Annotated in this window: 35 protein-coding genes and 1 tRNA gene; 26 read left to right on the top strand and 10 right to left on the bottom strand. The window is 49.5% G+C overall.

Annotated features, from left to right (window positions below):
- Positions 1-63 precede the first annotated feature (63 nt).
- The 26 genes from gpM (at position 64) to B067_RS0113735 (ending at position 18,369) form a co-directional block, all read left to right on the top strand.
- The gene (gene gpM / locus B067_RS21370) at positions 64-945 is read left to right on the top strand and encodes a phage terminase small subunit (protein ID WP_156820847.1); all 882 of its coding nucleotides are present in this window, start codon (positions 64-66) and stop codon (positions 943-945) included.
- Positions 946-999: 54 nt separating this feature from the next.
- On the top strand, positions 1,000-1,461 hold the full coding sequence (locus B067_RS0113620) for a head completion/stabilization protein (protein ID WP_019530639.1): 462 nt from the start codon (positions 1,000-1,002) through the stop codon (positions 1,459-1,461).
- Between the two features lie 17 nt (positions 1,462-1,478).
- Complete coding sequence (locus B067_RS0113625; RefSeq protein WP_169335578.1) at positions 1,479-1,943, top strand: phage tail protein; 465 nt, start codon at positions 1,479-1,481, stop codon at positions 1,941-1,943.
- On the top strand, positions 1,940-2,587 hold the full coding sequence (locus tag B067_RS0113630) for a phage virion morphogenesis protein (protein WP_019530641.1): 648 nt from the start codon (positions 1,940-1,942) through the stop codon (positions 2,585-2,587). Before B067_RS0113625 ends, B067_RS0113630 begins: the two co-directional genes overlap by 4 nt.
- A 5-nt stretch (positions 2,588-2,592) precedes the next feature.
- Positions 2,593-3,699, top strand: coding sequence for a DUF2586 domain-containing protein (locus tag B067_RS0113635; RefSeq protein ID WP_019530642.1), 1,107 nt, complete (start codon positions 2,593-2,595; stop codon positions 3,697-3,699).
- Positions 3,700-3,734: 35 nt separating this feature from the next.
- Positions 3,735-4,184, top strand: coding sequence for a phage protein (locus B067_RS0113640; protein WP_019530643.1), 450 nt, complete (start codon positions 3,735-3,737; stop codon positions 4,182-4,184).
- Between the two features lie 2 nt (positions 4,185-4,186).
- Positions 4,187-4,399 (top strand): TraR/DksA C4-type zinc finger protein, encoded by a 213-nt coding sequence (locus B067_RS0113645; RefSeq protein ID WP_019530644.1) that lies wholly within the window; start codon positions 4,187-4,189, stop codon positions 4,397-4,399.
- A complete protein-coding gene (locus B067_RS0113650) occupies positions 4,396-4,980 on the top strand; it encodes a hypothetical protein (protein WP_019530645.1) in 585 nt (194 codons plus the stop codon). The genes B067_RS0113645 and B067_RS0113650 overlap by 4 nt, the downstream gene beginning before the upstream one ends.
- A 1-nt stretch (position 4,981) precedes the next feature.
- The gene (locus tag B067_RS0113655; RefSeq protein WP_019530646.1) at positions 4,982-5,452 is read left to right on the top strand and encodes a hypothetical protein; all 471 of its coding nucleotides are present in this window, start codon (positions 4,982-4,984) and stop codon (positions 5,450-5,452) included.
- 13 nt (positions 5,453-5,465) lie between these two features.
- Complete coding sequence (locus B067_RS20530) at positions 5,466-5,669, top strand: HP1 family phage holin (RefSeq protein ID WP_019530647.1); 204 nt, start codon at positions 5,466-5,468, stop codon at positions 5,667-5,669.
- Entirely contained in the window at positions 5,656-5,976 is a 321-nt protein-coding gene (locus B067_RS0113665; protein WP_019530648.1) for a putative phage tail assembly chaperone, read from the top strand. Before B067_RS20530 ends, B067_RS0113665 begins: the two co-directional genes overlap by 14 nt.
- Before the next feature lie 44 nt (positions 5,977-6,020).
- Complete coding sequence (locus B067_RS22370; RefSeq protein ID WP_420806533.1) at positions 6,021-6,140, top strand: DUF6890 family protein; 120 nt, start codon at positions 6,021-6,023, stop codon at positions 6,138-6,140.
- 24 nt (positions 6,141-6,164) lie between these two features.
- Positions 6,165-6,716 carry a hypothetical protein gene (locus tag B067_RS0113670; protein WP_019530649.1) on the top strand — a complete coding sequence of 184 codons (552 nt, stop codon included), beginning with the start codon at positions 6,165-6,167 and terminating at the stop codon, positions 6,714-6,716.
- A 74-nt stretch (positions 6,717-6,790) separates the two neighbouring features.
- Positions 6,791-8,488, top strand: coding sequence for a phage tail tape measure protein (locus B067_RS0113675; protein ID WP_019530650.1), 1,698 nt, complete (start codon positions 6,791-6,793; stop codon positions 8,486-8,488).
- A complete protein-coding gene (locus B067_RS0113680) occupies positions 8,488-8,805 on the top strand; it encodes a DUF2590 family protein (RefSeq protein WP_019530651.1) in 318 nt (105 codons plus the stop codon). The genes B067_RS0113675 and B067_RS0113680 overlap by 1 nt, the downstream gene beginning before the upstream one ends.
- Complete coding sequence (locus B067_RS0113685; RefSeq protein WP_019530652.1) at positions 8,805-9,971, top strand: baseplate J/gp47 family protein; 1,167 nt, start codon at positions 8,805-8,807, stop codon at positions 9,969-9,971. Before B067_RS0113680 ends, B067_RS0113685 begins: the two co-directional genes overlap by 1 nt.
- Positions 9,968-10,492 (top strand): phage tail protein, encoded by a 525-nt coding sequence (locus B067_RS0113690; RefSeq protein WP_019530653.1) that lies wholly within the window; start codon positions 9,968-9,970, stop codon positions 10,490-10,492. Before B067_RS0113685 ends, B067_RS0113690 begins: the two co-directional genes overlap by 4 nt.
- Positions 10,493-10,503: 11 nt before the next feature.
- A complete protein-coding gene (locus B067_RS21375; protein ID WP_019530654.1) occupies positions 10,504-11,886 on the top strand; it encodes a phage tail-collar fiber domain-containing protein in 1,383 nt (460 codons plus the stop codon).
- Positions 11,883-12,191, top strand: a complete 309-nt coding sequence (locus B067_RS20540; protein ID WP_019530655.1) for a hypothetical protein — start codon at positions 11,883-11,885, stop codon at positions 12,189-12,191. Before B067_RS21375 ends, B067_RS20540 begins: the two co-directional genes overlap by 4 nt.
- Complete coding sequence (locus B067_RS0113705) at positions 12,192-12,839, top strand: hypothetical protein (RefSeq protein ID WP_019530656.1); 648 nt, start codon at positions 12,192-12,194, stop codon at positions 12,837-12,839.
- A gap of 54 nt (positions 12,840-12,893) precedes the next feature.
- The gene (locus B067_RS0113710) at positions 12,894-13,742 is read left to right on the top strand and encodes a hypothetical protein (RefSeq protein WP_019530657.1); all 849 of its coding nucleotides are present in this window, start codon (positions 12,894-12,896) and stop codon (positions 13,740-13,742) included.
- A 77-nt stretch (positions 13,743-13,819) separates the two neighbouring features.
- Positions 13,820-16,006 carry an immunoglobulin-like domain-containing protein gene (locus tag B067_RS0113715; RefSeq protein ID WP_019530658.1) on the top strand — a complete coding sequence of 729 codons (2,187 nt, stop codon included), beginning with the start codon at positions 13,820-13,822 and terminating at the stop codon, positions 16,004-16,006.
- Positions 16,006-16,473, top strand: a complete 468-nt coding sequence (locus B067_RS20545) for a baseplate complex protein (protein ID WP_019530659.1) — start codon at positions 16,006-16,008, stop codon at positions 16,471-16,473. Before B067_RS0113715 ends, B067_RS20545 begins: the two co-directional genes overlap by 1 nt.
- On the top strand, positions 16,470-17,159 hold the full coding sequence (locus B067_RS0113725; RefSeq protein WP_019530660.1) for a hypothetical protein: 690 nt from the start codon (positions 16,470-16,472) through the stop codon (positions 17,157-17,159). The genes B067_RS20545 and B067_RS0113725 overlap by 4 nt, the downstream gene beginning before the upstream one ends.
- A complete protein-coding gene (locus tag B067_RS20550; RefSeq protein WP_019530661.1) occupies positions 17,150-17,839 on the top strand; it encodes a hypothetical protein in 690 nt (229 codons plus the stop codon). The genes B067_RS0113725 and B067_RS20550 overlap by 10 nt, the downstream gene beginning before the upstream one ends.
- 56 nt (positions 17,840-17,895) lie before the next feature.
- Entirely contained in the window at positions 17,896-18,369 is a 474-nt protein-coding gene (locus B067_RS0113735) for a hypothetical protein (protein ID WP_019530662.1), read from the top strand.
- Between the two features lie 434 nt (positions 18,370-18,803).
- Here B067_RS0113735 and B067_RS0113745 read toward each other — a convergent pair.
- The 10 genes from B067_RS0113745 to ybgC all read right to left on the bottom strand — a co-directional run bounded on the left by B067_RS0113745 (position 18,804) and on the right by ybgC (position 25,755).
- Positions 18,804-18,879, bottom strand: a tRNA-Lys gene (locus B067_RS0113745).
- 123 nt (positions 18,880-19,002) lie between these two features.
- Positions 19,003-19,704 carry a 7-cyano-7-deazaguanine synthase QueC gene (gene queC, locus B067_RS0113750; RefSeq protein WP_019530663.1) on the bottom strand — a complete coding sequence of 234 codons (702 nt, stop codon included), beginning with the start codon at positions 19,702-19,704 and terminating at the stop codon, positions 19,003-19,005.
- A gap of 3 nt (positions 19,705-19,707) precedes the next feature.
- The gene (queE, locus tag B067_RS0113755) at positions 19,708-20,352 is read right to left on the bottom strand and encodes a 7-carboxy-7-deazaguanine synthase QueE (protein WP_019530664.1); all 645 of its coding nucleotides are present in this window, start codon (positions 20,350-20,352) and stop codon (positions 19,708-19,710) included.
- Positions 20,353-20,523: 171 nt separating this feature from the next.
- Entirely contained in the window at positions 20,524-21,303 is a 780-nt protein-coding gene (gene ybgF / locus B067_RS0113765; protein WP_019530666.1) for a tol-pal system protein YbgF, read from the bottom strand.
- A 19-nt stretch (positions 21,304-21,322) separates the two neighbouring features.
- On the bottom strand, positions 21,323-21,841 hold the full coding sequence (pal, locus tag B067_RS0113770) for a peptidoglycan-associated lipoprotein Pal (RefSeq protein ID WP_035802264.1): 519 nt from the start codon (positions 21,839-21,841) through the stop codon (positions 21,323-21,325).
- A gap of 217 nt (positions 21,842-22,058) precedes the next feature.
- Positions 22,059-23,354: a Tol-Pal system beta propeller repeat protein TolB gene (gene tolB, locus B067_RS0113775; protein ID WP_019530668.1), complete on the bottom strand. Its 1,296-nt coding sequence runs from the start codon at positions 23,352-23,354 to the stop codon at positions 22,059-22,061.
- The gene (locus tag B067_RS21380; RefSeq protein ID WP_019530669.1) at positions 23,351-24,070 is read right to left on the bottom strand and encodes an energy transducer TonB; all 720 of its coding nucleotides are present in this window, start codon (positions 24,068-24,070) and stop codon (positions 23,351-23,353) included. Before B067_RS21380 ends, tolB begins: the two co-directional genes overlap by 4 nt.
- Positions 24,071-24,076: 6 nt before the next feature.
- A complete protein-coding gene (gene tolR / locus B067_RS0113785) occupies positions 24,077-24,496 on the bottom strand; it encodes a protein TolR (protein WP_035802267.1) in 420 nt (139 codons plus the stop codon).
- A gap of 5 nt (positions 24,497-24,501) precedes the next feature.
- Positions 24,502-25,200: a protein TolQ gene (gene tolQ, locus B067_RS0113790; protein WP_019530671.1), complete on the bottom strand. Its 699-nt coding sequence runs from the start codon at positions 25,198-25,200 to the stop codon at positions 24,502-24,504.
- A 156-nt stretch (positions 25,201-25,356) separates the two neighbouring features.
- Entirely contained in the window at positions 25,357-25,755 is a 399-nt protein-coding gene (gene ybgC, locus B067_RS0113795; protein WP_019530672.1) for a tol-pal system-associated acyl-CoA thioesterase, read from the bottom strand.
- Positions 25,756-25,821: the final 66 nt, after the last annotated feature.

Here is a 25,821-nt window from a genome sequence, read left to right on the forward strand (position 1 = left end):
TGTCTTAATCCCCAGCCAGTGGTTTATCTAAATAAGTTTGGCCAACAAAACGAGCATAAAACCATGAGCATTGCACAGCGCAGGCAACAACAAAAATTAGCAACGGCTAAAAAATCAGCCGAAAAAGTAACAGCCGATAATGCCCAGCAAAAACAAGAGCGGGTAGCCAAGCGTGGCCCCTTGCCCGGTAGCACCAGCATGGCCGTGCAACGCCAACAAAAAAAGCTAGCCGCACTCGCCAAGCAACAACAAAGCGAAGCCACCACCGCCGATCAAAACGCCTTAGCAGAAGCCCTAAAGGCCGGTAACTTCACCACCGATGCGCCCGCAAACTACGACACCGCACTAGCCCAGCTAGAAAAGCACCGCAGCCAACTAGAAGGCCTAGTAAGCGTAAAAGATAAAGAAGCTTTTAAAGCCCAAATTATCGGCCACTATATGCCGTTTTTAGAAGGCTACATAGAAAGCGAAGCCCACTACCACAACGAGGTACTAACCACCTTAGCAATATGGGCCATAGACGTAGACGACCTAGCCGTAGGCATGCGCCTAGCCAACTATGCCGTAGAGCAACAGCAACCCAGCCCACGCTTTATTCGAAGTGAGTTTGCCCAATTTATTACCGAGCAAGTCACCGACTGGGCACAACGCCAATTTAAAGCCGGTGCCAGTGCGGCCCCCTACTTTGATGCGCTAATAGAAAACATCGAAACAAACACATGGCTGGTTGAATTCCCCATAGCCCTTAGCAAAATGTATAAGCAAGCCGCCTTGTTTGCCGAGCAAGAGGGCGACCTAGCCACCGCCGTTGCCTTTTTTGAAAAGTGCATAGCCGCAAACCCCGAAAAGCACGGTGTAAAAACAAAATACCAAGTCGCGTTAACCGAATTAGCCAAGCTAAACCAGTCCAACCCCCAACAGCCTGAACAGGGCGAAGTGCAGTAATTTTTTTTACCGCAACTCAAACTGTTTCAGTGCTGTTTTTAACAAGGGCTTTACATGTACACAGGCAAAAGCGATGACTACCTAGCCACCCAAATAGAAAACGATGGGTTTTACCCCTCGTTTACCCTGGGCGACTTTCAACGCGACTACAAAATGCCTAGCGAGTTTGCCCAAGAAACCGTAACCCAACACCTAATACTCGCCATGGTAGAGGTAAACAACAGCCTAAGCGCACAAAAAGCCGAGTGGCAAGGCCAAGGCAGCGCCACCTTAGAGGCAGTGGTATCGCCCACTATAAATAACGAACGCGTAAACGTGTTTTATTACCGCCGCGCCGTATTTGCCAAAGCCAAATACTTACTATTTGGCCAGCTTATTAGCTATAGCCAGCGCGATACGGCCGAGCACTACGGCAAACAAAGCGAAGAAGTGCGCGACGAATTTTTAGCCGAAAGTAACAGCGCCATTAAAGCCCTACAAGGCCGCCGTGGCCGCATTTACGTGGCGGCCCTGTAATGGCTGGCGAAAAACTTATGGCATTGCAAACCTACTTGCTTGAAAGCGGTTTATTTGCCGACCATGAAATAGAAAGCCACATGGAAAACAGCCGGCTTTACGCAGGTAAAAAAAACCTAGGGCTAGGCTACGAAATAGGCCGCGTGGAATACACCGCCATTTTTAACATAGAGCCATGCACCCAACCGCCTAGCGTGTTACTGGCCCTAATCGCCAGCTGGTTAATAGAGTTTGATAACGAGCGGTTTAAACAAGGCTTAGCAGAACCCAGCTTCGATATAGACGCGCTTAGCCACACCACCGCCGACATAGAAATAGAAGTGCAGTTTAGCGAAACCATACAAATGGTAGAGCAAAACAACGGGCCTATAAGCCACCTAGGTAAAACCTATGCCTGCGAAACCGTGCCCATAGAAGTATTTAGCCAAGTAGCGGTAGGCCACGACACCGGCCAAGCCGTTGATTTACCGGTAACCACATGAGCATAACGCTAACCGGCACCAAGCAACTAACCAGGCAAATACGCGCCTTGCGCACCACGCCTAGTGAGCGCAAAAAAGCCAACCGGCAAATGGCAAAAAAAGGCGCGGCGTATTCAAAAAAACGCATACGCAGCCAGCGTGATTTAAGCGGCTCGCCATGGGCCAGCCGCAAAGCCAAAAGCCGCCGCAAAATGCTGCGGGGTTTAAGCCGAACCATGGTGGCCTTTGGTGACGAAAAGAAAGGCACCATCGGTTACAAAAATGCATTAACCGGGCAAATAGCCAGGGCGCACCAAGAGGGCATAAACGAAACCCTAACCGCCGAAAAAGCACAACGCATTAACGGCACGCCCAATTACGATGGCCCCGCCACCACCAAACAGGCAAAAGCACTCAGGGCCGAGGGTTACAAAATACGGCGCACCGGTAGCAAGGGCTACAAAAAGGCCACCATAAAATGGATAAAGCAAAATATAAAGCTGGGGCAAGCGGGTTTGATCTTGCGCATCATGCGCGATGAAAAATCAAAAAGCAGTTGGGCAATACCCCTGCCCGAACGTAGCTTTCTTGGGGTAACCCCCAGCGAGCGCGAACAAATGATGGATTTTATTTTTAACAACACATTGCACAACGTAAAAGGGTAACCACCATGCTAGGTCAAGTCTCTGTTTCAAACGGTAATTTAAACCAAGGCGATGCACCGGGCATTGAAAAAAAGGTGCTTTTTATTGGTGTTGGCGATATTAGCCTTAACAGCACTATTTCAGTGAATGCCCAAACCGATCTTGATGTGGTGTTAGGTGGCAACGATTCAGCCATCAAAACCCAAGTGCTAGCCGCCCAACAAAACGGTGGCGACTTATGGCAAGCATGGGCGCGGCCCATTGATGGCGCCGACGATTGGCAAGACGAAGCCGACCTAGCCATGCAAACCATTTCACCCGAAATGATAGCCGTGTGCACACCCATTACCGCTAGCACCGACCTAGAAGCCGCCCACACCTATGCCGAAGGCTTACGCACCAGCCTAGGCCGCCGTGTGGCGGTAGTGATGGCAACCGCCGGTATCGACTTTGTAAACCAAGCGTGGCCCGATTACGAAACCACACAAGCCGCACTCACCAACGGTGTAGCGGCCAACCGCGTAGCCGCCGTGCCCTTAACCCATGGCAACAACCTAGGCGTATTAATGGGCCGCTTATGCCGTGCCGATGTTAGCGTTAGCGATTCCCCCATGCGCACCGCCACGGGTGCCAACATAGGCCTAGGCGCCACACCGGTAGATAAAAACGATGTGCCCTACAGCAACGCAACGGCAGCAACACTAGATGCTAACCGCCTAACCGTGGTGCAAACCTACCCCGACTTACCCGGCACCTACTGGGGCGACTGCAACCTGCTAGAAGTACCCGGCGGCGACTATTCCGTTATTGAATACCTACGCCCCGTTGATAAAGCCTGCCGCGCTGTGCGCCTTATCGAAATTGGCATGGTGGCAAACCGCGCTATTAATTCAACACCTATTAGCCAAGCCAGCACCAAAAACAAACTAATGAAGCCGCTACGCAGCATGGCTAAATCCAGCGTGTTTAATTCCGATGTATTACCCGGCGAAATAGAACCCCCTAGCGACAATGCCGTGCAACTGGTGTGGAAAAGCAAAACCGAATTAGAAACCTACATCAGCATTAAACCCTACGATGCACCTAAAACCATTACCACCGTAGTGTATTTAGATTTAAGCAACCCGTCATAACAGCACAACCGTTACCTTTTTAGGAGCACAGCAACATGGCTTTATCTGGACAACAAGTAGACGTACAACTAGGCGACTTACGGGTGCGCTTTGAAAACATATCACTCACCATTGACGATGGCCGCAGCGGCGCAAAATCAAACGGTGTGCCTAATGGTGTATTGGGTGGTGCGTATTCCGCTAGTGGCGAAATAGAAGTAGACACCGCTAATTTCAGCCTAATTATTGAAGCGGCACGTTCGTCGGGCTCTTTCGTAGCCATGCCGCCCTTTGATGCAGTCTTTAATGCCGAAGGTGGCGACAACGAAAAGCTAAACATAGAAGCCTTTGGCTGCCTACTAAAAGCCAGCGACATATTAAACGCCGCTAGCGAAGGTGGCGAAAAGCTAAAGCATAAATTCCCCTTTGAAGTAACCGACCCCGATTTTGTACGCATTAACGGTGTGCCTTACCTCAACAGCGAATTAACCGACGGCCTTATTTAAGCATGGCCGACGAAGCCGACAAAGCCGCCGATTTGCATGCCGCGCTTAACGACTCAGCCGTGCAAAACATTTTGGCGCAAACGTCATTTAACCAACCTAGCCACAGCCTGTGTATAGATTGCGACGATGACATACCCGATCAGCGCCGCGCCTATGGTGGCATTACGCGCTGCGTCGATTGCCAAAGCATATTTGACGAAATAGGCAGCCCATGAACCTGCAGTTTGCCAACATTAAACAAGCCGTTATCAACAAGGGTTATGCGTTTTTTGAGAATGGCGATTACAACCTAAATATTATTGGGGTGCGCGCCAGCGATGTGCAATCTAATTTATTTAACGATGTGATCTGTGTGCTGTTTTACGTTAACGGCCTGCCCCATCGCTATGCATTCCAAGCCACCACCGACCCCGGCGTTTACTGGCGCCAAAACCCGCTTAACGTACGCGGCACCGCCATAGTAATGCCCAACCAATACCGTGGCCTATGGCAGCTGGGCTTGCACCAGGGTAAATACCAAGCCCTAGTGCAACGCAAGCCTATTACCGTTTACCGCGATGCCAACACCAACACCAGCTTAGAAATGGCGGGGCAAGTAGAAACCGGCTTCTTTGGCATCAATGCCCACATGGCTAGCGCCACCACCACTAGCCAACAGGTAAACAAATGGAGTGCAGGGTGCCAAGTGCTGGCCAACCCCGACGACTTTAGCCTGCTAATGGCCCTATGCAACAAAGCCGAGAGTTTATACGGCAACAACTTTACCTACACACTCATAGAAGAAGGCGACCTTTAACATGCTAAAAAAACTGGCCAGCATTGCCACCGGCGGTTTGGGTAGCCTTTTTTTTGATGTGGCTAAAACCTACTTCCCGCCCGACATGAGCGAGCAACAACAGCAAACCCTAAAGCTGGCTTTTGAAAAAGCCGAAGCCGAAAAAGCCCGTGCCATGGATAGCGCCATAGTAGAGGCCGAACAAGCCTTAACCGAACGCATAACCCAGCTAGAGGGCAGCGCCAGCGATCTTTTGCGCATACCCCTACTAGGCACCCTAATTATATTTTTGCGTGGCTGCCAGCGCCCGTTATGGGGTTTTGCCACCTTGTATTTAGACTTTAAATGGTTTTCGCAATGGGATTTAGACGAGCAACAACAAACAGCACTTATTGTTATTAACGTGCTAGTGCTGGGCTTTTTGTTTGGCGAGCGGGCCATTAAAAATGTAATGCCCCTAATCAATGATTTCATTAAAAAACGCGATGCCTAAGGGAAAGCACAACATGGAGCAATCTAATTCAATTTTGCATTACATTAGCTTGTTTTTTGCAGTTTTATTTAGCATCAGCATTAGCGAACTGGCCATGCTGGTTAGCATATTTGTGGGCTTAGTCACCGCAGGCGTTAACTGGTACTACAAACACAAAAACACCAAACTCGCAGAAGCGCGTTTAGAACTAGAGAGAATAAACCATGAGCAAAAATAACAATCAAAACGGCACCGAAACCATCACCCTAGAGCTTAGCAACGGAAAAGAGTTAGCGTTTCACCTAACGCCCGAAAAATACACCAAATACATTGATGCGATGCAGCCGCACAACAAAGTAAACCCCGCCATTAATTTTTTAATGAGCGTGGTAGACGAAGACCACAAAGAGTATTTGCGCGACCTGGTTAAAAACCCCGCCACCGCCATAGCCATAACCGGTGAAGTAATCGAGGACTACGGCAACGATGTGGTGGTGTCAGCAAAAAAGAAATCGAGTGGATCACCCAGCGAGAAAAACAAATAGGCAGCAACGGCTTAACCGAGCTTGATTGCTTACTCGATAAATGGCTGCCCACAAAAGAGAGCAGCCCCGAAAACAAAGCCCGCGCCCTGTTTTTAGAAAACCGCTACTGGCGCAACATGGAAAACGCCGTAGCCAACGGCATAGGCAAAGCGTTTAAAAAGTAAACCCACTACAACAACAGGTGATATATGAAAGTTACAAAAGTAAAACTACAAGCCTGCCTAATGGCAGTGCTGTTATTAACGGCAGGGCTAATGGCACAAGCCAGCCTAGCCCTGCCCCAGCCTAGCGCCTTAACGCATGGCGTTTTTGTTAACCAAACCATTCAAGTGGTTAACGATGCAAAGCATACCCACGCAGCCAACGTTGCTACGTTCGAAGTAACCAGCCACCTAAGCGCTTTGCAAAAAGTAGATGCCGCACACGGCCTCGTTGCGGCGTTCATGGGCAGCGAGCCTATCAAGCCCTCCGGTAGTGTCACCGCACAGGGCAACAGCCACAGCGCGGCCACTATCGCCTTACAGCGTGTTGCCATCGCCGCTAATGGTAAGCCATTGGGTGATAGTAACGATAAAAACGGCTTTGTTTTTAGCGCTAATAAGGGGCTTAGTTATAGTGAAAGCCTCTTTAATGTTTCACGAAATTTGCCAGCGCATTTATTCAAATCAAAGGGGGATGCGCTGATGGTGTTCGCCTTACCAGCAGCAGCACCAGCCCACCACAAACGTGGCTATGGCTAATCGGCAGGCAGTTAAACACAACGGTTAATACTGGGTAAACATTTTATTTTTTAGCCCTAAAACAGGCTCTATTTATGTCCTCTAAGCTAGAAAAATTATTTTTTCACGTTGCGCTAATTGATGGCACTAGCAAAGGCGTGGATAAAATAACGGCCAAAATAGATGGGCTGCAACAGCGCGCCAAAAAAGGCATGCAAGGCATTGCCATAGGCGCGGCAGGTTTGGCGGCCACGGGCTATGGCCTTAGCCGCTTATTGCAGCCCAGTAAAGAAATGAACCAAGCCCTGGGCGAAACTGCCAGCCTTTTCGATGGCGATGCCAGCGCAGCCATGGCCAAACTTTCAAAAACAGCCGTGGCGCATTCTATGGAATATGGCACCAGCGCCACCGAGTTTGTAAAAGCCAGCTACGACATACAAAGCGCTATTGCCGGGTTAACCGGTGACGAGCTTAGCCAGTTCACCAAAAATAGTGCCGTGCTGGCCAAGGCTACCAAGGCCGATGCAGGCACCATTACTAATTATATGGGCACCATGTTTGGCATATTTAAAAACCAAGCCGTTGCCATGGGTAAAAACAATTGGGCCGAAGTGCTAACCGGGCAAACCGCCAGCGCCGTACAAATGTTTAAAACCACTGGTGGCGAAATGAGTGCCGCGTTTACCAGCGTGGGGGCCGAGGCCACCAGCAGCGGCATAGCTATGAATGAGCAAATGGCCATACTAGGCACCCTGCAGGCCACCATGAGTGGCAGCGAAGCCGGCACTAAATACAAAGCATTTTTGGGTGGTGTAGGTAAAGCCCAAAAAATGCTAGGGCTACAACTACAAGATAGCCAAGGCAAAATGCTGCCCATGGTAGAAATTTTAAGCCGCATTAAAGGCAAGTTTGGCGACATAGATACCGTAGCCAAAAGCGACCTACTCGCCAAAGCCTTTGGCACTAAAGAGGCCACCGGCGTTATTAAATTATTAATGGCCGATACCGATGGCTTAGCCAACAGCATACAAAAACTGGGCAACGTTACCGGCATGGATAAAGCCACCCAAATGGCCAAAGCCAACGTAAACGTGTGGGATCAGCTCAGCAGCACCGGCACCGGCATGGCTATAGTGTTAGGACAAGTGATGCAGCCTGCCCTAACCCCCTTATTAGCCATGGTTATTCGCATGGGTAAAGCCACCCTAGCATGGAGCCAAGAACACCCCACCCTAACCAAATACTTAGGCCTAGCCACCCTAGCCCTGTTTGGCCTAGTCGCCATAGCCTCTACCTTTGCGCTAGTGGGCGGCATTGCCACCATGGCTACCGTTGGTTGGGGCACGGCCACTTTAGCCACCAGCGTAATATTTGGCACCTTGGGCAAGGTGATGGCCTTTGCCAAAGCACAAACCATTGCCTTTGGTGTAGCCGCCTTAATTGCCGGTGCGCCTATTTGGCTAATTGTGGCGGCAGTAACCGCCGTAATCGCCGCCGTAGCCGCGTTAATTTATTACTGGGACGATTTAAAAACCAGCCTTATGGATAGCAAAGCCTTTAAAGCCGTGGCCGGTTTTTTTGGTTTTGCTAGCAGTGGTGATGCCCCCAACATGCCCACCCTTAACAGCGGCAGCAGCGACCCCAACGCCGGTGGCGGTAACAACACCCTGCACAATATTAGCAGCGCCGTTAGCAACAACCAGCGCAGCATTAACGTTGAAAAAATCGAAATGAATGGCAGCAGTAAAGGCGGCCAAGACATAGCCGACGAACTCGCCATGGTGGCTGGCTAATGAGCACCTACAGCGATTTATTAATTATTGACGACGACATAAGCCACGACGATGGCGGCTTAGCCGTGCTAGTGCTAGATGCCGATTGCATCGCCCAAGATATAAAACACATGATTCGCGAAAGCGGTTTGCTAGTGCAAATGGTTGGCCAACGCGATGCCCTAAACGTGCAAAGCCTAATGCGTGAAATAGAGCACCGCGCCGAAGGCGACACCCGCCTACAACCCGGCACCGCCACCATGCAAAGGCTAAGCAATAGCCACTTTATTTTTACCGCCGACACCGTAGCGTTTGGCACCATAGAGGTAAGCTTGTAATGGCCGATTTTGAAGCCCTAGTAAAAAGCGCTGGCATACCCACTAGCCACAGCGAGCTAAAAACAAAACTCGCTACCGAAGCCGCCAGCGCGCAATACGAAAGCCTAGGCATTAACAACAACAGCGAGCAATCCCCGTTTTGGCGTGTGGTAGAGGCATTAATTACCGTGCCCACCCTGTGGTTAATAAAAAGTTTAATCACCACCTTACTGCCCAACCTCTACGTTAAAACCGCCGTAGATGAAAGCCTAGACGATTTAGCCTGGGGCTACGACCTTACCCGCAAGCTGGCCACCAAAACCCAAGGCAGCCTGCAATTTAGCCGCGTGGATAGCAGCGGCACGCTAACCATAGAAGTGGGCAGCATTATAAAAACCAACCCCATTAACGGCACCGTTTACCAAGTAGAGCTAACCGAAAGTTGTGTATTTGCCGATGGCGAAAGCGTTAAAACCGCCACCGTAATAGCCACCCAAGCCGGTGCCGGCCACAACTTAGCCGCCGGTTATTTTAACGCCCTATTAGCGCCTATTAGCGGGGTAAGCGTTACCAACCTAAGCGAGTGGATAAGCAGCGCCGGTGCAGATACCGAAAGCAACGACCAATTGCGCCTACGCTGCCAAAACCAATTTAGCGCCCTTAACCAATACCACACCAATGCGGTGTACACATCGCTAATCACCAGCTTTGCAGGCATAGGCGTTAACAATGTGTTTTTTGATGCCAACGCCCCACGCGGCCCCGGCAGTGCCGATGCTTATTTGTTATTAGATAGCGGCGAGCCCGATGCCCCCCTATTAGCAGCGGTGCAGGCCCACATTATGGACGATGGCAACCACGGCCACGGAGACGACATGCAAGTAAAAGCCATGCCCGCCTTGCTGCAAACCTTAACCGCCACACTGTGGTTTAACAGCCACGTAAGCAGCGAAGAAACCACCCAAATAACCACCGATGCAGAGCAATTTATACGCTGTGCGTTTCGCGAAAACACCAACTACAACGCCAGCCAAACTATGCCGCATTCGCTGTTTAGTTTTTCAAAACTAGGTGCCGAATTGCACGCGCAATTTAGCGGCCTAGCATCCGTTGATTTTAGTTTAAGCGACATTAGCAGCGGCCTAGAAGTGCCGCGGCTAAGCACCTTAACCATGGTTACCCCATGATTAGCTTACGCCTACCCACATGGCTAAGCCGTGGTGAAATAGTAAAAATTAAACAACTGGCCCAGCGCTGGTGGCAGTTAGTGGAGGGCTGGCTTTTTTGGATAGCCAGCCAAAACGATGCCGACACCTGCAAGCTAGAAGTGCTGAATTTATTAGCCTACCAACGCGGCATTAGCCGCTTTGCCAGCGAGCCCGAATGGCTATACCGCAAGCGCGTAAAATTTGCCAAAGCCAACAGCGAAGACGCGGGCAGCGTAGTAGGCCTAAAGCGAATTTTTGTGCGCTTAGGCGTGGGCTATGTAGAAGTAAACGAACGCGACCCCAGCAAAGATTGGGACGTAATCACGCTAGTTATGACCGATGCACAACTGGCCAGCAACACCACGCTTTTACAATTAATGGTCGACATGTACGGGCGCACTTGCCGCCGTTATGAATTTGAAACCATCACAACCATTGCGCTGCAAATGCGCAGCATAGAACTACACGGCGATTACTATTACGACCGTGCCACACTGTAGAGGTTATTTTAATGGGTGCCATAGTAAACACAGGGCAAGCCTACATCGCAGCACAAGCCGCCAGCGCACAGCCCGTTGTTATTAGCGGTTTTGTGCTGGCCTACATTAGCGGGCTAAACCCCGCCGACCCCGTTAATTTAAACGAAGCCATGCCCGCTGCAGGCGACATAGTGTATGAGGCGGCGGTAACCCAGCAAGGCTATATCAACGGCAATAGCGTGGTGTATAGCCTGTTAATGGGCTCTAGTGTTGGCGACTTCGATTTTAACTGGATAGGCCTAAAAGCCGACGACGACAATTTATTTGCCGTTGCCTACGCGCCCACCATTGAAAAACGCAAAACCACCACCGGCCTAACCGGCAATAATATTAGCCGCAACTTTGCCATAGAATTTGCCGACGCCCAAAGCGCAACCAACATCACCATAGAGGCCAGCACCTGGCAAATAGATTTTACCGGCCGCCTTAACGACACCAACGAACTCACCCGCCAACACAGCGATAACATTTACGGCAACCAAGCCTTTTACGGCGATGGCTGGCAAGTGCATTACACCGGCGGTGTTCACAAAATAAAAGCGGGCGTAGGTTATGTGGGCGGCATACGCATTAGCAACGCCAGCGAGCAAACCATTACCGCCAGCCCTGCACCAACCAAAGTGTGGCTAGATGTGTACACCGATGGCGACCTAAGCGGCATAACTAACCATGCCGATATAGTGATTAATAACAGCACCCAAAGTAATTATGTGGATGGCCTAGGCAACCAACATTTTTTAGTAAAAATTGCCGAGGTGGCCAGCGGCGGGGCGGTAACCGATACCCGCGCCATTATTGATAGCAGCAATTTGTTAGCCTTTATCAACAAACGCTTAACCGATGTGGATTTGGACATAGGCACCCGTTTGTTATTCCCCCAGGCCACCGTGCCTACCGGCTGGGTAATTATTACCACCCATAACAATGTGGCACTAAAAGTGGTGAACACTGGCGGGGGTAGCGTGGCGGGCACCAATAGTTTTAGCAGCGTGTTTAATACCTCGTTTGAATCCAGCGAAAGCGGCGAACATAACCACAGCGCCACGGTTAACAACAGAACACTAGGCACATCACAAATACCCTCGCATTGGCATTACAGTTTTAGAAACGTGAACAGCTCCGCGGGGTTAACTAGCTCAAATTACCCCGCAACCGATAGAACCTACGGCAACGACTCTAACTACGACATGCAAGGTTCAAACAGCACACCCAACGTGGGCCGCACTGGCTCTACCGGTAGCGGTAGTGCGCATAACCATACCGCGTCCATAGGCAATGGTGGCAAGCACACACACGTTAATAATTTTAATCTAAAACACCTATGCACACTGCTAGGCGAGAGGGTAGGCGCATGAGCGATTCATTTTGTGATCGTTTAAGTTATCACGATAAAAAAGACCGTTTTATAGCCGTGGCCTGTAAAAAACATGCCTGCGACCGCTACCAAATGATTGAAGGCCGCAACCCACAAACCGGCGAAACAATCGCCCACTGGGATTGCGCGTACAACTGGACAAACATGTTACTGGTCGAAAACTCACAGCGGCAATTAGAAACCGCCGCCGCCGTAACCGAACTTAAAAACGAAACCGTGGGCGGGCAAGTAGAAATTGTAAAATTTTTAACTGGCCCCGCCAACATGCAGCTAGGGCATAAGTAAATGAAACTAACCATTGTGGTAAGCGACAGCCTTGTAGAAATAAACGGTGTAGCACACCAAATTGATTTAACCCCGTTTGATTTAAGCGGCGTTATTGCCGTGCAATACAATGGCAATAGCGGTGAAGTTGAATACGACGATAGAAACGAAAACATTAGCAGCTACGCCGCCTACCAGCCCATCATTAACGCCTTTAATGCCCACATTGCCAGCCTAGTAGAGCCCGAACCCAGCAACGAACAACGGCGCACAACTAAGCTACAACAATTAAATGCAGCCTACCAAACGGCCATGCAAATAATTAAAAGCGACTACACCCAAGTAGAAATAGATGGCTGGCCACGGCAAGTACTAGAGGCCGAAAAATACCGCAGCATGGCCGCACAAAACCCCAACGCCCTGCCCAGCAGCAACGACCTTGTAAACTTCCCCGTGCTGGGCGGCCTAGCAACAGCCAACGACGAACCCCTACTGGCCTTTGTAGTAGGCGTAGAAAATAAAGTAAAAGCCTACGACCTAATTTACGGCGCCATTACCGGCACCATGCAGGCGCTAAAAAAACAAATACTGGCTGTTGATATTAACGATATTAATTACGCCATAAAACTAGCGGCAATTGATGAGCAAGCGGTGAATAATTATGGGTAATGCTATTAGAACAACCCCCAAAACCATGGCAACACAGCACAGGGCTAAATCACAATGGCTATAATCTACCCCGGCCCACATCCGCAGGAAATACAGAGTGCTACAGCGCCGTTTAGAACTGTTGCTGGTGTTGTGCCCTCTGTGCCATTTTTTGAAATGTTAAGAAATTTTGACTCAGGCACAAGTGGTACAGACATACAAAACAATTATATAGGCGATGCGTTTACGTTTGTAAACTCGGCTGGGATTGCTGAGTATGACCAAACGCATGTACAGAGTGGAGTGAATGCAGTAAAACTAAACTCAATTACTTCAAACATAAACTTTGGCGGTAATTTCGATCATCCAGATGTAAGCACAGTAGGGCATAGGATTTGGGTAGATTTTTATATGTACGTCCCGGCGGGTTTTGATTTCACTACAAATACGGGCAGCTTAAAGTTTTTACGGTTTAGATCAAAAGATTTGGATGGCACACAAAGAGGCGCTTTAGATTTACAAATCAAGCCGCTAGGTAGTGCGACACAATTCAGAATGATGCGCGAGTGGCAAGAAGCCCTTGGCGGCCCTGTTCCCGTGGGAGGTTGGGAGTATTTCGGCGCGTCTGATGTTATTCAGACAGACGTATTTCAGCGTTATTCATGTGAAATTGTTCTTGACCACAATTTACAAGCTGATGGCGGTAGTAGCAGGGTTAAATTCTGGATTGATGGAAACTTAATTGTCGAGTCGTACTTGTGGAACACATTACTGAATCCTGATGCCAGTATTTTTGACTTCCTGTTATTTACATACTGGAATGGGGGCGCGCCCGCAAACCAAAGCTTGTGGGTTGATGATATGAAGATAGCGTCGGGTGAAGTTTCATCTGCGCCTGCATGGTTTGGCGGGAGCGTAGTATAATGGCTTTTACCGTTGGATATACAACAGGGACTTACTCGCTTGGCGTAGCATCGTTCACTACAGCCCAACGCCAATACATGACACACGGCGTATGGAAGCACACAGGCGTATCGGGTGATGTGGTAAACACCGCCAAGTTCTATGGGAGAGGCAGTACCGCGTCCGTGGGCGCACTTGAAATAGGCGTGATTGACTTAACGGATGGCAATGCGTTACTTGGCTCAGTTATCGTTTATCCAAACTCAGTTACTGAGGCGTGGTATTCAGAAGCCTTTTCATCGCCTGTGTCGCTTGTTGCGGGTAATGATTACGCAGTGGGCTGGCGAATTGTAGCAGCCTGCCGAATAGGCACTCAATACGATCCCGGGGAGTCAACAGTAGGTGCTCTTGACGGAACATCTGCACTACAAAATCCCTTTGTTGCCACAGGCGATTCGGCAGGCAATGTACATGGCGTGGTTTTAGAGGGTGATTCAGCCATCGCAGCCCCAACCCTAGACGGCCCACCAGCAGTAACATCTGGCAGCACCTTCCAGCACACAGGCACGCTACTAGATACCGCTAGCACAGCAGGTATACGTTTAGCCGGTGGCACCCCAAGCCTATCATTAGCACTAGGCACACAAACAGCAACAACGCTAGATCAGGTTGCAGATACAGGCACGCCTACCAGTGGTAGCCCTGTGCTGAGTTTGCCGTTTGTTGCCGACACTCTCGCAGCAGGTGCAACACCATGGGTAACTGAATCGTGGGTAAGCGATGGTACTAATACAGCTACAAATACTACAGCGTTAAGCGCGCCTGCTGGTTATCTAACTACGCAGTTTATGATAGCCACTGCTGATGTTTCTGACGGCTCAGTGTTAGCGCCCAGCATCGTGCCAACACTCGAAGACAACATGCAGATCACCTACCCGCAAACTGTTGGTACTACAACGATCAGCATAGACTCGACGGGTGTTATTGAGTTGAGCGAAAATAAGGCGGTAACGTTTGAGGCTACGTTCTACACGCCTTCTGATGGTATGCGCCATTTTGTAGCCTTTGACGTGACAGCGTACGCGACTGCGCCTGTTATGCCTGCCGACACCAGCGTAAACATAGCAGAGGATGCCACAGCAGTCGGAACATTCGCAGCAACCGCAGGAACCGAGCCAATCGTTTACACGTTAACCGGCACGGATGCAGACTATTTTAATATCGACGCTGAAACCGCCGAGGTAACGTTTAAGGTTGCACCCGATTACGAAACAAAAAACAGCTTCAACACAGGTGTAACCGCAACCAATGCAGCCGCCACACAGGCAACACAAAATATAACTATCGCTATAATTAGTGCAGCGCCCGTTATTGAAGGTGTGGCAAGTCACAGTGTTAATGAAGGCGCCGGCTGGGCTGCTGATTTTTCAGTTACTAAATTAAAAAGTGGCGGTTTAGTATTAACCGGCAACGATGCCAACCTATTCACGCTAGCATATCAAGGCAATGATGTATGGAGGGTAACTTTACCTGCACAAAACTTCACTAACCCGGCAGATGCAAACAGCGACAATGTATATGATTTCACTATTATTGCTGATAACAATATCAATCAACCCACGCAAGCCTACATCACCGTAACGGTAACGGAAATTCCTTTTTCTAGCTTAGCCCCCACCATTATTGGTGACTATATATTTACCATTACCGAGGGCGAAGTTTTTAGCAAAAACTTTACCATCTTTAATTTAGAGGGCGAGGCAGCAACGTTAACCGGTGCCGATGCTGCGCTATTCACCATCGCAAATACCATCGGTGAAGTTTGGCAGTTAAGCTTGTTAGCTAAAAGCTATACCGCCCCAATAGATGCCAACGGCGACAACATTTACGATGTAACCATAGTGGCCAATAACGGGGTAAACACCCCTGTTAACACCAACGTTTCAGTGCAGGTTAACGACAAAACCTTTATAAAACCCACCCTAACCTTAGTGGGTGATGAGGTCATTGTATTAGCACAAAACACCGCCTACGAAGATGCAGGCGCACTGGCCAACGATAGCCAAGAGGGCGACATTAGCGGCAGCATTACCACCAGCTCATCGGTAGACACTAGCGACCCCGGCGCTTACCTCGTTAAATACAATGTCACCAACTCGCGCAACATTGCCGCCCTGCAAGCCACCCGCGTAGTGGTGGTGTTAAGCAACGACCACATGCCCGATGGTGTATTGACACTGGGCAACGATAAGGTGTGGAATAAACGCATTTGGATTTACCAATAATGCTGCAACTTAATAATGTTAAATTCCCCACCCGCGACTTTGCCCTGCGCTGCAGTTTTTCGCTAGAAAGCGAAGACCTAGGCGGTTTTAGTAGTGCCACCGATTCATCGCACCAAGGGGTTAAGCCCGTTATGGTGCGGGTTTCTTTTTTGGTGCCATTTAGCGATGCCAAAGTGCTAAGCGACATCGTAAAAATGGCACAAGCCAAAGACGAAGATGGCGATTTAGTGGTGTATGACATCACCAACAAAACAGCCAATGCCTTTGGCATGCGCAAAGCTATTTTTGATGGTGAATTTGCCTGCCCAGAAGATAACCAACGCCAAGTGTGGCCAGTGTCGTTTTTATTAAAACAAAAAGTATCCTATGCCGAGCGCGTAGAGAGCCGGCAACAAACCGAAACCACCGAAGCCAGTGGCCAAGGTTTTGAGCAAGTAAGGGCGGCGGTTATGTCGCAACTGCCATGAAGCTACACAAAACCATCACCGTCGATGGCCAGCCCCTAAAGCTGGTAAACGACACCGTGCGCCTATCACTAAAAACCCCAGGCACCGCCAACTTTGTGGTGCAAGCCAGCACGCCACTGCAAGGCATTGTGCAATTTAACCAAGGCTACAGCCCTAAAAACCTAGCACCCTATTTCACCGGCTTTATCGAAACCAGCAACCGGGTAGACAAAAACCAACAGCGTATTTTTTGCCGAGAATTACCCGCCGTGCTGGCCTACCCAATTAAAATGGCCTTGCGCAATGTATCGCTAAGCGATGTGCTAGCCGTTATCACTAAAAAAACAGGGTTAAACTTTACCCTAAACCACAGCAGTAATAAGTTACTGCCTTTTTTTTACGCCATGGGCAGCGGCTACCACAACATGGAAAACCTAGGGCTGGCCTTTGGCATTGAGCAATACCTATGGCAGCAACAACCCGATGGCAATATTTATGTGGGCAGCCTAGCCAACGCACCCTTTAATAAAACCATCGCCATACCCGACAATTATTTTACCAACCACGGTGTGGCCAACCGCGCCAAAATGGCCTTAATAGAAAAAACCCGCCCAGGGCTAAACCTAGAAGGCCGTGGAATCATTACCACTGTTGAAAGTAGCGGCCAACACATGCTGCTAAGCTGGAATAAAAACCCATGGATGTAGCCGTTAAACGTATTATTAACCGCCAATACCCCGAACTGGCCGGCAACTATCACCACAGCCATTGGGGCAAAGTTATCGCCGTGGCCGAAAGCCGCAGCACCAGCCAATTTAGTGATGAAGCCCAGCCCGCATACACCGTTGATGTGCAGCTACTCGATATTAATTTAAAACCCGTAGCCGACATGCCCAACCTAACCCATGTGCCCGTTACCCTACCCGCCGCCGGTAATGAGCGCGGCTTTTTTGGTTTACCCACCGCAGGCGCCATAGTCGAAATAGCCTTTGCTTACGCATCACCACTGCACCCCTTTGTGCGCTCAGTATTACCCCACGGCCTAACCCTGCCCAGCGTAGAAACCAACGAGGTAAAATGGCAACAATCCGCACAAGTAACCCAACGCGCCGACACCGATGGCAACTGGGAGCGCATCACCAACCAAGCCGTGCGCGACATCGCCACAAAACACTACGCCGGTGACGACACCACCAACATCTACCAACTAATAGCAGACCTAATGGCCGTAGTTAGCGACCTAGCAAACCACGCCGCCACCCACGGCCACACCGGCGTACTAGCAGGCACAGCAAACAGCGGACCACCCGTAACCGCCGCCGACTTTGTTACCGATGCCCTAAGCGCCGACAATCTAAAAACCACCCTCGACCCACTGGTTGAATAAACAACACCCTTTCGGCTACTATGTATTTAACATAACGCCTAAAGGGATTTTTCAACATGTTCAAGCAGCTACTAGCCGCCCTGTTACTATTCGCAATTATCGCCCCCGCCCAAGCACTAAAGCCTAACGATATCCGAACCACCTTGGCATCGTTAGGCACTGAAACCATAGAGCTCACCAAAGAGCTAGTAACCCAGTACCAGCAATCCGAGCGCACCGGCAACCACTCAGCGTTTAATAAATGGCGCAATCAACACTGGGTGCCAAAATTAGAAAATACCGAGCAAAAGTACCAAAGCTATTACAATAACAACCGCCCCGAATTGTTTTCCTACTCTTCCGTGTTCAATTCACTGCGCAGCCTAGAGCTAGCCAGCCTCGACCTAGTATGGAAAGCCAACCCAGACACCCCAACTAACTACCCAAGCTTCCGCACCAAAGTACACGCAATCGCCCGGCAGCTGGGCGATGCACTAACCCAGCTAGAAAAAGAAACCGCCACAAAAAACACCACCGCCCCCCCTCAATAAAATTCCCCAGCCCCCAAAAAAAATTACCTGCCGCGCACTCCACTCCCCCCTTCGGGTTTTCGGCACTTTTTTGGACGCGGAAATCCACCGGCGACGATAATGCAGCCCACACGGCTTAAATGCTGGGCTTCTCAGCAATTAGCGCTTTTCGCGAATGGAAAGGAACGGACAAACGGAAAAATGAAAGAGGGGCGCTAATACTTGGCTCTACTAATACCCAGCCCTTTAAACATAAAGGCCTAGTAAATTTTCCTTAGCGAAAAAAATCAAAAGGTGGTTTTTTAAAAAAACCATAGCCGACGATTAAAAAAGCAAATCACAATGGATATTGCAGTTTTTTATAAAAGTGGTGGAAAGAAAGTGGAAAGTTACAAAAAAGGCCACCCGAAGGCAGCCTTTTAAGCAATGTAAGTAACTGATTTACTTACTAATAATGGTGGGCCGTGCTGGATTCGAACCAGCGACCAATTGGTTAAAAGCCAACTGCTCTACCAACTGAGCTAACGGCCCCAGAAAGTGGCGCTATAATAGTGTTTTGATGATAAAAAACAAGCCTTTTATAGAGTTTTTTTACTTTTCCTTCGTTTTCGTACTAGTTCTGCTTACTTTTAAATCAGTCTGTTTATTTTTCTATCAATTCATGTAGCGTGTGGGGTCCGTTACACCTAGGCGCTCAAAACCTTCTCTGCGCAAATGGCAGCTATCACAGTGACCGCAGGCCTCACCTAGGTCGTTAGACTGGTAGCAGGATACGGTCAGTCCGTAATCAACAGCCAGCGCCAAACCTTTGCTAATGATGTCTGATTTGCTGAGACTCATCAGTGGCGTGCGTATCGTCAGCCTTTGCCCTTCTACCCCTGCCTTAGTAGCCAAGTTGGCCAGAGTTTCAAAGGCAGCGATGTATTCTGGGCGGCAATCAGGGTAGCCAGAGTAATCTACCGCATTCACCCCTATAAAAATATCGTGGCACTGTAACACCTCGGCCCAACCCAAGGCTATGGATAAAAACACCGTGTTGCGGGCCGGTACATAGGTGACGGGTATACCTTCACCGCCACACTCGGGCATAGCGATAGAGGTATCGGTTAAGGCCGAGCCGCCTATGCTACTTAAATCCATCTTAATTACTTTATGCTCTACCGCACCCATTTGCTGCGATAGCTGCTCTGAGGCCACTAGCTCCGCCTGAGTGCGTTGGCCATAATCAAAGGCCAGGGTATAGCAGGCATAGTCTTCGGCCCTAGCCATGGCTAATACGGTGGCTGAGTCCAAGCCGCCGGAGACGAGTATTACTGCTCTTTTTCCTGCGCTGTCTTTTGTATCTAAACCTGTCATGCCTTAGTGCCCTGCTGCGTCATCCCATAAAAGTTTGTGTAGTTGCAGTTGAAACCGTACTGGTAAATTGTCTTCAACTATCCAGTTGGCCAGCGCTGTGGCCTCTATTTCGCCAAAACTGGGCGAGAATAAAACATCGTCCACCTTACTAAGCAACTGATATTCGTCGATTTTAAATCTAGCCCAGTCGTAATCTTCGCGATTACAAATAACAAATTTAACCTGATCGTGACGATTGAGGCGCTGTATGTTCTGGTAATCATTGCGCCCTACCTCTTGTGAGCCCGGTGTTTTTAAATCCACCACTTTCACCACTCTGTCGTCTACGCCCTCGGTGCTTATAGAGCCGCTGGTTTCCAGCGAGACTTCATAGCCCTGATCGCACAAGGCCTTGAGCAGCGGCCAACAGTTTTTTTGTGCTAGGGGCTCGCCGCCCGTTACGGTGACATAGCGCGGCTTGTAGCTGGCCACCTCGGCCAAGATACGCGCTTGTGTCCACTTCTCACCACCGTGAAAGGCATAGGCGGTATCACAGTAGCCACAACGCAGAGGGCAGCCGGTAAGGCGTACAAATACGGTAGCTAGGCCTGCGGTGCGGGTTTCACCCTGCAGTGAATAGAAGATTTCAGTAAGACGTAGGTCAGTCATGGGCTCGATTCTGTTGCTAAACACTGTGCAGCTAGCCCTATACGGCCGGACAATTAACACAGTAGAAATTTGAGGCCGTTACACGCGGCGGCTAAAAATGCGCGCATAATAACGAACAACCGCAGCTGTCGCCAGCTGCGGTTCAAAAAATAGTCTGCTTAGCTGCAACAATTAGAACCTGTCGCGAAGAAAATCTCTGGCTTTATCGGCTGCCGAGTTCACACCCTTGCCGTATTGGGCCACCACCTTTTCTAACCATAGCCGTGATTTCTCTTTGTTGTCTTTCAAGAAATACACAGTACCCAGCTTATACATGGCATCCGCTTCTTTAGGATGCCTGGGGTAAAGCTCTAGCAACTGGGTGAAAGATTGCCTAGAGGCTTCTAGATCAGCGGGTTTAACCACTAGATAAAGCTCACCCAGCCAGTAATAGGCATTGGGGGCATATTTACCATCGGGGAAATCCAGCAAAAAACTATGGAATGCGGTAATCGCCTGAGTATACTGGCGCTTAGGCACCAAGCTGTAGGCAACATCGTAAGCATCCTTCTCGCCTACACCGGCGGGCTTGTCATTTAACGCCGTTACCGTTGCTGTGCTATTAGCTTGTTCAGGCGCTGCGTTGTCATTAGCAATTAGGCTACCCAAACGCTTATCGACATCGATATAGCGCTCCGTGGACTGCTGCTTAAAACGCTCCAGCTGATGACCTTGCTCTTCCACCATGCCGCGCAGCATACGCATTTCTTCTTGCAGCAGTTGCAGCTGGTAAAACAACTCACCCTGCGATTGCGCATTGCCCATCTGTGGCTGCGCAGACGTAGCCGCAACAGGCACTGCTTGATGGCTGATAGAGGCATCGATCACTGGCACCTGCGCAAACGCAGATGACATAAACAGAAAAGCCGCGCTGCTAAGCAGCACGGCTTTGGAGGGGGCATGCTTTGGCATACTAACCTTCCCTATACTATTACTTAAGTTCTACGCGACGGTTTTTAGCATAAGAAGCAGCATCGCTACCACTCGCTAATGGACGCTCTTCACCGTAGCTAATTACTTCTATACGGTAACGCTCAACACCGTTAACAATCAGGTAGTTAGCAATGGCGTTAGCACGACGCTCACCTAATGCCATGTTGTAATCGCGAGTACCGCGCTCATCAGCGTGACCTTCTAGACGAAGCTTGCTGTTGCCACCTTTTAAGAAAGCAGCCTGTGCATCTAAATTAGCACGGGTATCAGCAGATAAGGTTGCTTGGTCAAACTCAAAGTAGAAAACGGTTTTTAGGTTCGCCATGGCGTCAGCTTTCGCTTTTGCTTCGGCAGCGGCTTTCGCTTTTGCAGCAGCATCAGCAGCTTGTTGTTCAGCGGCGGCTTTAGCGGCAGCAGCGGCAGCAGCAGCTTGGTCACTATCATCCGTCTGGTTAGACGCACAACCAACCATCAAAGCGCATGAGAAAAAGGCTATCAATAATTTTTTTGTATTCATTTTTCATCCTAGGTCGTGAGCAGTTATTAAATTTCTTGAGGTTTAGACAGTAACAAACCTTGTACAGCTAAGAGCCAACTGCCATAAATCCTTTATCGCAGGCTATACTGCCAGCCCCCTACAGATTACGCAACGTCAGCATGCATAGTTTATCGGTTAATATGTCGCTGAGCTATAAAAATAGCTGTAGTTTTGCGAGCTAACAAGCATTTTTAACTTATTCTGTTAAAAAGGGTGACCATGCTGGCTCTCTGACATCGCCAAAGCGTGAAGGCAAGTGGAACTTAACACCACCATCCACAGACACCGCTGATAATATACCTTTGCCGCGATGCTGTGTCGCATACAACAACATGGTGCCGTTAGGGGCAATACTGGGCGATTCGTCCAAAGCAGTCTCTGTTAGAATCTCTATATCACCACGTTCAATATCCATCAGCGCTATATGAAAATCCCCCTCGCCTTGATGCACCATAATAATGCCCCTACCGTCGGGTAGCACTCTGGCACGGGCGTTGTATTGCCCTTCAAAAGTCAGCCGCTCTTCATAACCACTAGCCAGAGTCACCTGATAAATTTGTGGCTTGCCTCCGCGATCAGAGGTATATAGCAAAGACCTACCATCGGGCAGCCAAGAGGGTTCAGTATCAATCGCATAGTGACGAGTAACCCGGGTTAATTGGCGACTAGCTATATCCATTACATAAATATCAGGGCTGCCATCTTTGGACAACACCATGGCCAGCTGACTACCATCGGGCGACCAGCTGGGGGAGCCGTTAATACCGGTAAAATTAGTCAGCTGGGTACGCTGTTTAGTGTCAAAGTCGTAGATATAAATTGCTGAGCGCGATGTTTCAAACGAGACATAAGCAATACGGCGGCCATCGGGCGCCCAAGTGGGGGTTAGCAGCGGTTGATCTTGCTCTACCAATACTTGTTCCCGCGCACCATCTATATCGGATAGTAACAACCTATAGGTAAACTCATCGGCGCTGCGCCGCTCGGAAGAGACATAAAGCAGCTTGGTGCTGAACGCCCCGCGTATACCCGTTAACTGCTGATAGACCTTATCGCTAATATGGTGCGCCAAACTCCGCAAGGCAGTTTTGGCCACGGTTTTTGACATCGTTAAAATGGACTTTTGGCCATAGACATCAAACAGCTCTATCTCCGCACGCACTAGCCCCAACTCCTCGCTAAGACGGCCCACCACGATATAATCGCTATTGGCCCGTCGCCAGTCGCTAAAATGCACTTCGCTAGCGCTATGGGGATGATCCAACATATCGCTGCGCGGCATAGGCGCAAACTGGCCACTGCGGTGTAAATCCGACTCAACAATAGTGGCCACATCCTCCGCTAAAGCACTGGCTCCCTGCCAACTAAACGGCACTACTGCTATAGGCGTAGGATTGTCGCGCCCCTGAGTAATTTCTATGGTTAACTCTGCTTGCACAGTTGCGCTAAGCGTTAATAGAACTGTTATTGCTAATAAAAATACACGCTTCACCGGCGTAAATCCTCTGGGTTAAATATCATACGAAAGCGACGGAATGTGTCTTGGAATACTCTGGGGGGCAATTGCTGCAATTCGGGAAATTGTTTGGCCCGTTTTACCGCAGCGACTGCCGAACGGTCGAAGGCCGCGTTGCCGCTGCCTTTAACCACACTGACATTAATCACTTCGCCAGTGGGCACTAAGTCTAAAACCAACTCTACCTTCATGCCATTACGAGCACTGGCGGGACGACTCCAGTTGCGCTCTATGGCCTGAGTAATCAAGGCGATATGACTATTGGCCAGCTCAGCATCACTGAGCTCTTGTTGATTTTCTCGCGCATCACTAATGGCATCGGTGATGTCGGCCACCACATTCTGTAAAAGCTTGTCTTTTTCGGCCTGCAAGCGACGCTGCTCAGCTAACTGCTGTTGCTCTTGGGCTAGCTTGTTGGGATCTACGATGTCTTTGTTCAGCACCTTGGGCGGCTCTTTCGGTTGCGCCTCTATAATAGGTTTGATCGCTTTTTTAGGCGGCGGCGCCTGTTTTACCTTGGGCTTAGGTTTGGCCTTGGGTTTTTCCAAGGTTACCAGTTTAGCCTCAACATATTTTGGGGTTTGTCGCTTGATAATGGTGCGCTCACCCGACCAATCTATTAATAGCGCGGCCACGATGAAACCGTGCATTAGCAGGGTTATGATTATGGGCAGGGTCAATGATTTCAACATGACAGGCTATGGACTCTCTGTCACTAGGCCTACCGACGGCGCGCCTGCCGCCTGCAATACCGTCATTAGCGTTACCACATCACCATAGGGTACAGCTTGGTCCCCCCACACCAACACCACGGTAGCGGGCTTGCGGCGCAAAATTTTGCTGACCTTATCCTGTATCACCCCTAGCGAAGCTGACTTTTCCTGATCACCACCCAAATTGATGTAATAGCTGCCATCGGCTTTTACCGACACAATAAGCGGCTCGTTATCTTGTTTACCCACTGGCAGCGCAGCCGCTTTCGGTAGCTCGACTTTAACCCCCTGCATCAACATGGGCGCGGTCACCATAAAGATAATCAGCAGCACCAACATCACGTCAATATAGGGCACTACATTGATCTCAGACATGGGCTTGCGGCGTTTATGTCGTCTAGACATGGAGGTTACCTTTTGGCCGCAGAGCTGTGAATTTGACGATGTAATATGCTAAAAAATTCGTCGGAAAAGGTTTCGTATTTATTCATTAGCGCATCGAAGCGGGCAGAAAAACGGTTATAACCGACCACTGCTGGTATGGCGGCAAATAGGCCCATGGCGGTAGCTACTAAGGCCTCAGATATACCCGGCGCTACCGTAGCCAGCGTGGCCTGATGCATCATCGCCAAGCCTTGGAAGGCACCCATAATACCCCATACCGTGCCAAACAAACCGACATAGGGGCTGGTGGAACCTACAGTGGCAAGAAAGGCCAAGTGCTTTTCCATTTGCTCTTCTTCTCGGGATAGCGCTACTCGCATAGCGCGTTGCGCGCCTTCCATAAGCGCCTCTGACTCTATGCTGCCCTGCTGACGCAGGCGGGTGAACTCTTTAAAACCGGCACGAAAGATATTTTCCATGCCCACGGTTGCATTGCCCTCTTCGGCGCTGGCCGAGCCTTTGCGAAACAACTGACTCAAATCGATACCCGACCAAAATTGCTGCTCAAATACCCGCATAGCCTTATCGGTGGCACGAAAATAAAACATGCGCTGCACTATCATAAACCAGGAAATTACCGAGGCTATAAATAGAATCAGCATCACCAGCTGCACGGTAATGCTGGCGTTAAGAATTAAATCGATGACAGAGAGTTCTTCAGCCACGGTCGCTCCATTTATTGTTAGCGTTGATGGGGTTGTGGCGGCTAGTTTAACCGCACTGAGGATAACTTATAAGCCCGACAGCGTCGCATTTATGGTTTTAATTTGTCAGCCTTTTCATCGCTATAAAGCTATCACTAAAAGGTTATCGATATAAAGTTATAGTTGCAAAGCCTCGCGCATAGCCTTGGGGATGCGCTTGGGTTTCATACCCTGCTGACTTACGCAGACGATTTTGACTGCGCCGCGACAGAGCAGTTCACTGCCTCGATAAATTAATTGCTCTAGGGTGAGCTGGCAGGCGCCAGCGGCTACCACGGTGGCAGTGACCGTTAACTCATCATCCAGTGCCGCGGGCCTAAGATACTCACTGTTAACACTTTGCACCACAAACATTAGCTCAGCATTAAAAATATAGTTTTTGCCAAAACCTAGGCTGCGCAAATACTCGGTGCGAGCGCGCTCCATAAACTTAAGGTAATTGACGTAGTAGACTATGCCGCCCGCATCGGTATCTTCTATATAAACGCGTAGGGGCCAGGAGAAGTTGTTATTCATAGGGGTAAAAACGCCTGCTGGTTTCAGTAAGCTGCTTCATTAATTAAGGTCAGCGTTATTAGTTAT

Source organism: Dasania marina DSM 21967 (assembly GCF_000373485.1).
Taxonomy (GTDB): domain Bacteria; phylum Pseudomonadota; class Gammaproteobacteria; order Pseudomonadales; family Dasaniaceae; genus Dasania; species Dasania marina.